The organism is Intestinibacter sp. (assembly GCF_051866655.1).
Lineage (GTDB): Bacteria > Bacillota > Clostridia > Peptostreptococcales > Peptostreptococcaceae > Intestinibacter.
In genome coordinates this window covers 1-1717 of sequence record NZ_JBJDXL010000055.1, presented here as the reverse complement: position 1 = coordinate 1717, position 1717 = coordinate 1, and the positions used below count along the sequence as shown (strand labels likewise).

At 31.6% G+C, this 1717-nt stretch carries 2 protein-coding genes; both read left to right on the top strand.

Annotated elements, in window-relative coordinates:
- Window positions 1–828, top strand: an 828-nt coding sequence (locus tag ACI3VO_RS01610) for an AEC family transporter (RefSeq protein ID WP_439756230.1), incomplete at its 5' end; no start/stop codon positions are given.
- A gap of 15 nt (window positions 829–843) precedes the next feature.
- Window positions 844–1717 (top strand): ribonuclease H family protein (locus ACI3VO_RS01605; RefSeq protein ID WP_439756229.1); only part of this gene is annotated, 874 nt, incomplete at its 3' end.

The window sequence follows — 1717 nt, the reverse complement described above, 5'->3', positions numbered from 1 at the left end:
AAAGAATTAAATCAAAAATTATCTTCTTTTGTGTTAAATATAACATCACCTGCGCTTATTTTATATTCTGTTTCAGAGCCCGTGGAAGGAGACTTGAATACTGTTCTTCAGATATTTTTACTTTCAGTAGCTGTATATGTTGTATTACCGTTTATAGGTATATTTTTTGCTAGAGTTTTAAGAGTGGCTAAAGAAGATAGAAATTTATATCAATTTATGACTATATTTTCAAATATAGGATTTATGGGATATCCAGTAATTCAAGCAATATTTGGAAAAGAAGCTCTGTTTTTTGCAGCTATATGCAATTTAGTTTTTAATATATTCTGTTTTAGCTACGGAGTATTTTTGATATCTGGAGCAGGAAAAGTATCATTTGACTTCAAAAAATTGATAAATCCAGGTATAATTTTCTCTATAATAGCAGTTGTAATTTACCTTACAAAATGGCAGATGCCAGTGATAATAGGTGAAACTTCAGATTTAGTAGGGTCTATAACAACACCGCTTGCTATGATGATAATAGGTTCTTCTTTGGCAGAAATCCCAATAAAGGAAGTAGTAAGTGATATAAGAATATACATTTATACAATTATAAAACAGATTATAATGCCTATTTTATTTTGGTGGGTGCTTAAATTTATCGTGCATGATGCTATGGTTTTAGGAGTTTTAGTCGTTTTAATAGCTATGCCTGTTGGAACTATCGCAATTATGTTTTGCAATCAGTTTGGAGGAAATACATCATTAGCATCGAAATCAATATTTATAACGACACTTGCCAGCGTGTTTACAATACCGACGTTGGTTTATTTGTTGTTTGCTTAAAAACAGGAGGTATATATGGCAAAGAAAAAAGTATACGCTATAAAAGAGGGCTTTGATTTTTCAAAAAATCAAAGAGTTCAAAATAAATTAGTAGATTCATGGAGCGAGTGCCAAAAATACATAAAAGGTGTAAAAGGTGCCATCTACAAGAGCTTTGAGGATGTAGAGGAGGCAAAGTCTTTTTTACAAAATGGAAGTGAATTACTTAGAAAGGGAAAGGATTCCTATGATGAAAATTGTCTTCATATATATGTAGACGGAAGCTATAATTCAGCAAGTAGAAAATTTTCATATGGAGTGGTAGCAGTTTACAATGACATCGTGGAATATATCCATGGTGGATCTGGCAAAAACGCTGAAGACAACAACATAAGACAAATAGCTGGAGAACTAAAGGCTGCAGTAGAAGGTGTAGAATATGCCCTAGAAAACGGTCACAAAAAAGTAGTAGTATTTCACGATTACGAAGGAATATGTCACCATGCAACTGGATTTTGGCAGAGAAAGGATAAATCATCTAAGGATTACTACGAAAAAATGAATACCTTGATGGATAAAGGCATAGAAATTCAATTTGTACAAGTAAAAAGTCATCAAGAGGATTTATTCAATGAAATGGCCGACACTATTTGCAAAAAAGAGTTGGGTATAGATAATGACAAAATATTAGAAAAGCATTTGTCAAATAATCAAATACTAGTGAAAAGTCAAGATATAAAAGAAAAAATAGAGAGCTTAGTTACAAAGGGCTATCAAAATATAGTAGTTTTCGGTGAAGATAAAAATACTACAAAAATATCTGAACCTATATTAGACGAGGATACACATGCGAAAAAGCAGGAGCTAATAGAAAATATAAATGAGATACTTGAAAATCTAGAAAGTGAAA